Annotated in this window: 7 protein-coding genes; 4 read left to right on the top strand and 3 right to left on the bottom strand. The window is 70.4% G+C overall.

Annotated features, from left to right (window positions below; translation table 11 throughout):
- The 3 genes from G6024_RS04000 to G6024_RS04010 all read left to right on the top strand — a co-directional run.
- Nucleotides 1-826, top strand: an 826-nt coding sequence (locus tag G6024_RS04000) for a sensor histidine kinase (protein ID WP_159148126.1), incomplete at its 5' end; no start/stop codon positions are given.
- The gene (locus tag G6024_RS04005; RefSeq protein ID WP_269502345.1) at nucleotides 823-1,566 is read left to right on the top strand and encodes a LuxR C-terminal-related transcriptional regulator; all 744 of its coding nucleotides are present in this window, start codon (nucleotides 823-825) and stop codon (nucleotides 1,564-1,566) included. The genes G6024_RS04000 and G6024_RS04005, both read left to right, overlap by 4 nt.
- A gap of 79 nt (nucleotides 1,567-1,645) precedes the next feature.
- Nucleotides 1,646-2,266 carry an SGNH/GDSL hydrolase family protein gene (locus G6024_RS04010; protein WP_096907330.1) on the top strand — a complete coding sequence of 207 codons (621 nt, stop codon included), beginning with the start codon at nucleotides 1,646-1,648 and terminating at the stop codon, nucleotides 2,264-2,266.
- On the opposite strand, the gene G6024_RS04015 is transcribed toward G6024_RS04010, so the two are convergent.
- Nucleotides 2,263-2,664 (bottom strand): DUF6157 family protein, encoded by a 402-nt coding sequence (locus G6024_RS04015; protein ID WP_159148127.1) that lies wholly within the window; start codon nucleotides 2,662-2,664, stop codon nucleotides 2,263-2,265. The two genes, G6024_RS04010 and G6024_RS04015, sit on opposite strands and share 4 nt — an antisense overlap.
- 116 nt (nucleotides 2,665-2,780) lie before the next feature.
- Here G6024_RS04015 and G6024_RS04020 point away from each other — a divergent pair, with 116 nt between their 5' ends.
- Nucleotides 2,781-2,924, top strand: coding sequence for a hypothetical protein (locus G6024_RS04020; RefSeq protein ID WP_167457923.1), 144 nt, complete (start codon nucleotides 2,781-2,783; stop codon nucleotides 2,922-2,924).
- A 1-nt stretch (nucleotide 2,925) separates the two neighbouring features.
- On the opposite strand, the gene G6024_RS04025 is transcribed toward G6024_RS04020, so the two are convergent.
- Together G6024_RS04025 and G6024_RS04030 are read right to left on the bottom strand one after the other, a co-directional pair.
- On the bottom strand, nucleotides 2,926-3,879 hold the full coding sequence (locus G6024_RS04025) for an L-lactate dehydrogenase (RefSeq protein ID WP_069389173.1): 954 nt from the start codon (nucleotides 3,877-3,879) through the stop codon (nucleotides 2,926-2,928).
- Nucleotides 3,880-3,961: 82 nt separating this feature from the next.
- Nucleotides 3,962-5,242 carry a DUF2254 domain-containing protein gene (locus G6024_RS04030; protein WP_159148128.1) on the bottom strand — a complete coding sequence of 427 codons (1,281 nt, stop codon included), beginning with the start codon at nucleotides 5,240-5,242 and terminating at the stop codon, nucleotides 3,962-3,964.
- Between the last annotated feature and the right edge of the window lie 343 nt (nucleotides 5,243-5,585).

Consider the following 5,585-nt stretch of genomic DNA (forward strand, 5'->3'; position numbering starts at 1 on the left):
CGGGCTGGTCTGGCAGCAGTACGACGGTGGGGGACGAGTCGCGCCGCGGTCGGTCTTCGACTGGGCCAGGGTCACCGCAGGGGCCACCCTCGTCGTCGTCGGGCTCGCCGTCGTGGTCCTCGGTCAGGTCGAGTTCGCCGCGCTGCGGTCGTCCCTCCTCGCGGTCGTGGCCACCCTCGTCGGCGTGGGACTGCTCAGCGTGCCGGTCGGACTGCGACTGTGGCGGTCCCTCGAGGAGGAGCGCGCGGCGCGGATCCGCGAGTCCGAACGCAGCGACATCGCCTCCCACCTGCACGATTCCGTCCTGCAGACCCTGGCACTCATCCAGAAGAGATCCGATGACCCGGGCCAGGTGGCGCGGCTCGCCCGCCGGCAGGAACGGGAGCTCCGGCAGTGGCTGTTCGGCGCCGGCTCCCGGATGTCCTCGGGCGCGGCGACCTTCGCGGGGGCGGTCGAGGTGATGGTCGGCGACGTCGAGGACGTCTACGGACTGCGGGTGGACCAGGTCGTGGTGGGCGGTGACGGCCCGGTCGGCGACGCCGGGGAGGCCGTCCTGGGTGCCGTCCGCGAGGCCCTGGTCAACGTCGCCAAGCACGCCGGCGTCGACACCGCCGACGTGTTCGTGGAGAACGACGGACGCACGCTCAGCGCGTTCGTCCGCGACCGCGGACGCGGCTTCGACCCCGATGCCGTGGGCGGCGACCGCCACGGGCTCGCGCAGTCCATCCGACACCGCGTGGAGAGCCGCGGTGGGACCGTGCGCGTGCGCAGTACGCTCGGGCGCGGGACGGAGATCGGGATCGAGATGCCGCTGGAGGGCGAATGACGGACGGGCCGCAGGACGGGTCGGGGGAGTCGACGACGGGCGGCGGCGGGATGTGCCGGGTCTTCCTCGTGGACGACCACGCGGTGTTCCGCAGCGGGGTCCGTGCCGAACTCGCCGGGCAGTCGACCATCGAGGTCGTCGGCGAGGCGGGCTCCGTCGCCGAGGCCGTGACCGGCATCGACCGGGTGCGTCCCGACGTGGTGCTGCTCGACGTGCACATGCCCGACGGCGGTGGCGTGGCCGTGCTGCGGTCGGTGCTGGGGGCCGACCCGGGCGGCGTGGCCGATCCCGCCCGCGCCCCGGAACCGACCTTCCTCGCGCTGAGCGTCTCCGACGCCGCCGAGGACGTGATCGCCGTGATCCGGGCCGGCGCGCGCGGCTACGTCACCAAGACCATCACCGGCGAGGACCTGGCCGACGCCGTGTGTCGGGTCGCCGACGGGGATGCCGTCTTCTCTCCGCGGCTGGCCGGGTTCGTGCTGGACGCGTTCGCCCGCGCCTCCCCGGGCCCCGCCGATCGTGGCGAGCCCGTCCACGACCCCGAGGTCGACTCGCTCACCCCGCGTGAGAAGGAGGTGCTGCGACTGCTGGCCCGCGGCTACACCTACAAGGAGATCGCCGAGGAGTTGTTCATCTCGGTCAAGACGGTGGAGACCCACGCCTCCAACGTCCTCCGCAAGACCCAGCAGTCCAACCGGCACGCGCTGACCCGCTGGGCGCAGTCCCGGCACCTGGACTGATCCCCGCGGCCGGCCGGCCGGAGTGGTTTCTCGCCCGGGTCGGCTCCGCGCACCCACCCGGACCGATAGCGTGACCGGGATGAGCGAACCGCGCGACCTGCCCGTGTGCATCATCGGTGACTCGTTCGTGGCCGGATACGGCGATGACACGGGCCGCGGGTGGACCGCGCACCTGATCGAGGCCGGCCCCGCGGCCGGTGTGCACATCCACGCCGCGGTCGCCGGGATCGGCGGGGACACCTCCGAGATGATCCTGGCCCGCTGGGACGAGGTCGATCGTCGGCGGGCCGCGTTCCCCACGACCGCGGTGATCGCGGAGTTCGGCGTCAACGACGTCATGGAGCACGAGGGCGCGTTGCGTGTCGACGAGGCGGGCACCGTCGCGGCGCTGCGCGGAATGATCGACCGGGCGCCCGAGGGGCGGTTCCTCGTGGTGGGGCCGCCGCCGGTGGTGTGGGACGAGGTCAACGAGCGGATCGCGGCCCGGGCCGAGACCATGGCGCAGGTGTGCGACGAGGCCGGGGTGCCGTTCGTGCCGACCTTCGACGTGCTGCTGGCGGGTGGTCAGTGGATGCGCGAGGTCGCCGCCGGCGACGGCGCCCACCCCGGGCCCGGCGGGTACGAACAGTTCGGCCAGGTGATCTCCGGTCCTGTGCTCGAGTGGTTGCGTCTTCTGCCGGACGTCGAGCCGGGTTACTAGCGGGAACTCTTCATGGCGGCCCTGACCGTCACCGTCGGGTCCGCCTCGAGCTCGGCCACGCGCGGCGAGTCCATGGGCAGCAGCGCGATGCGCCCGGCGGAGTCGAAGTGCAGCGCCCAGCCGTAGGTCTTGGCCAGCGGGGAGGTGCGCAGGCACGGCTGACCCGTGGAGAAGAACCGTTCGCGTTCGGCTGCGCGGTCGACCTCGGCTATGTCCTCGCGCCGGCAGTACACGTCGAAGATCAGGTCATCGCTCGTCCACGTGTAGTCCTCGCCCGAGAGCCGTTCGTACTGCAGCTCGGCGACCGACCCCTTCCCGGAGGGCGGGGCGGTCGCCGCCACGGCCCTGGTGTCCGGGGCGGGCAGGATCAGGGTGTCGGTGTAGTGGGTGGTGTGCATTGTGCGCCTCTGTTCCTGTAGTGGTTCTGGGTGTCCGGTCGTCCCGGCGGTGAGGTGATGGTCTCCGGTAACCTGATTCTCGTCGTACGCCCCGTACGGCGGCAGGAGGATGAATCATGACGAGTCCGCAGAACCCTGACCGTGTCGGCGAGCATTCCGAGGAGCCCGCGGACAAGGCCCGGTACGACCACGACGACGCGGTCGCCGACGAGTGGGGTGACGAGTCCTTCCCGGCCAGTGATCCCCCCGGTGCGCTCTGAGTCAGCGCAGGATCTCGAACTGTTCGGACACCGCCCGCAGCGCACTCGCGCTGCGGGCGAACTGTTCGCGTTCGGTGGTGTCGAGCTCCAGCTCCACCACCCGCTGGACGCCGGTCCGCCCGATAACCGCGGGCACCCCGATGAAGATCCCGTCCTGGTCGTACTCGCCCCGCAGCAGGGTGGAGACCGGTAGCGAGACCTGCTCGTTGCGCAGCACCGCGCGGGTGATGCGGGCCAGCCCCATCCCGATGCCGTAGCTGGTGGACCCCTTGGAGTCGATGATCCGGTAGGCGGCGTCCCGGGTCTCGTCGAAGATCTGCGTCAGGCGTTCCCGCTTGGCGGGGTCGCCCGCCAGGTCGCGACGTAGGGGAACCCCGGAGACGTTGGCGGAGGAGAAGACCGGCAGCTCGGTGTCGCCGTGTTCCCCGATGATCGAGGCGTGGACGCTCATCGGGGCCACGTCGTAGTACTGCCCCAGCATGAACCGGAAGCGCGCCGAGTCGAGGATGGTGCCGGAGCCGATGACCTGCGCGGCGGGGAGCCCGGAGTAGCGCCACGACGCCTGGGTGAGGATGTCGACGGGATTGGTGGCCACCAGCAGGATGCCGTCGAACCCGGTTGCCATGACGTCACCGACGATGTTCTCGAACAGCGTCATGTTCTTGCCCACGAGGTCGAGGCGGGTCTCACCGGGTTTCTGGGCTGCGCCGGCGCAGATGACCACCATGGTGGCGTCGGTGCAGTCGGCATAGGTGCCCTCGGTGACGAGGGTGGGGGAGGGTGCCCACACGACCCCGTGGTTGAGGTCCATAACCTCTCCGACGAGTTTGTCGTGGTCGATGTCGATGATGGTCAGATGGTCGGCCAGTCCCTGGTTGACGAGCGCGTAGGCGTAGGCGATACCCACGTCCCCGGCGCCGATGAGGACGATGCGATTCCCGACGGAGGCCTTCATGCCCGCAAGGGTAGAGGCGTGGGGTCGCCGCCCGGTGGGTATCCGAGGAACGCCGGTGGGCCCTGCCGTCCGGTTCGGCCCGCTATCCGGCGGCGTCCAGTACGGCGCGGTGACGACGCTCGATGGTGATCCGGTCGTCGGCGTTGCGGGTGGCGTCGAGGGCGTCGTCACGGAGCTTCGTGGCGTGGTGGGTGAGGACCGCACGTCGGTCGGGATCATCGAGGACCTGCGTCGCGACGGCGAGGACGTCGAGGATCCTGATGCTGACCGCTGGAGCGCCCGCACCGTACTGCCGCATCTGGTCGAACATCGTGGCGACGAGGCCGGCGAAGTCGGAGGTCGCCACGACGAGGCGGACCTCGTCGTCCCTGGCGTGCACCCCGGTCGGCCATTCCCTGTCCTCGAGGGTGCACAGGGCGTCCCCGAAGCGGTCCACGACGTCGACGGCGGTGAACGGGTCGTTGGTCCCGGGGCTCAGGGCACGCGTGCCCACCTCGGCGAGGAGGCGGACGGCGTGCTCGACATCCTGGTCGCGGGTACGGGATTCGCCGACCGTGAGGGCGGGCATGATGCCCTCGGGCAGGGTGGGGACGGCCTCGGCCACGGGGGAGTTCGGATAGAGGTAATCCCCGGGTCGCACGAGGAGCCGGATCGTCGTCCCGGTCTCGACGGCGAGTTCGACGAGCCGCCCGTGGTCGACGAGCTGCAGATAGCCGCCCTTCTCCACCAGGAGGGTCTCCGCGTCCGCCCAGAACTCCTCCTCTGGTGGGGGCAGCACATCGCGGTCCGGATCCGTCAGTTCGGTGGCGGTGAGCAGGGAGGAACGTAGATCCGTGGTGAGGAGGTTCACGACGCGGGTGGTGTTGATCGACCCGGTGACGTGGCCGATGAAGTACACGAGTGCGCTGATGCACCCGAGCGCCAGGATGAGGGCGAGGGTGACGTTGTACTGGGGGACGAACGGGGTCCCCTCGTCGCCACCGGTGACCGTGCGGAGGCTGTAGAGGCTGAAGGCGAAGGTGGAGATGAAGACGCCCAGTGTGATCTGGTTGCCGCGGTCCTCGGTGAAGTTCTGGAGCAGGCGCGGCCCCATGGTGCCGGCGGCGTAGGAGAGTGCGGCGATGGTGATGGAGAAGACGGTGCCGCCGACGCCGATCGAGCTGCTCGCCACGGCGGCGAGGATGCTCCGGGAGCCCTCCACGCCGCCGCCGTAGATCCAGGAGGCCGCCTCGTCACTCGTGCCCGGGTTGGTGGACAACCACGCCCCCAGGTGGGCGAGGCCCAACGCGACGAGGGTCATCACGGCGGGGAGAAACCAGAAGCGGCGGCTGATCTGTCGGAGTCGGAAGCGTAGTCCGGCCATGGCTGTCCTCTCTGTGGTGGACACAGCGTAGCCGGTGGGTCCGACGGTGAAGCGCGTTCCGGCCTGTCGAACAGGTGTTCTTGCGCGATGTCGTACCCGTGGTGTTCACTGATCGCGTACTCGAAAAGCCATTCGATCAATGGTCTGTCCGGCGTGTCGGACCCGGTGGGAGGTGGGGATGATGGTAGTGGCGACGTCACCTGTCGACCTGTCCGGCCTCGGCCGGGAGGAGCGTGTCACGGAGCTGCGTCGCCGCCTGGCCGCGATGCCCGGCGGCGGTGCACCCGCCGCGGTTCGCGCCCAGGCCCCGGCAGGGCCGGCTTCGGTCGTCTCTGCGCCCTCT

Source organism: Dietzia maris (genome assembly GCF_014144855.1).
Lineage (GTDB): Bacteria > Actinomycetota > Actinomycetes > Mycobacteriales > Mycobacteriaceae > Dietzia > Dietzia kunjamensis.

Coding starts and splice junctions, on each gene's coding strand:
- G6024_RS04020 (WP_167457923.1), top strand. CDS start 2,781: ATGACGAGTCCGCAGAACCCTGACCGTGTCGGCGAGCATTCCGAGGAG.
- G6024_RS04025 (WP_069389173.1), bottom strand. CDS start 3,879: ATGAAGGCCTCCGTCGGGAATCGCATCGTCCTCATCGGCGCCGGGGAC.
- G6024_RS04015 (WP_159148127.1), bottom strand. CDS start 2,664: ATGCACACCACCCACTACACCGACACCCTGATCCTGCCCGCCCCGGAC.
- G6024_RS04010 (WP_096907330.1), top strand. CDS start 1,646: ATGAGCGAACCGCGCGACCTGCCCGTGTGCATCATCGGTGACTCGTTC.
- G6024_RS04005 (WP_269502345.1), top strand. CDS start 823: ATGACGGACGGGCCGCAGGACGGGTCGGGGGAGTCGACGACGGGCGGC.
- G6024_RS04030 (WP_159148128.1), bottom strand. CDS start 5,242: ATGGCCGGACTACGCTTCCGACTCCGACAGATCAGCCGCCGCTTCTGG.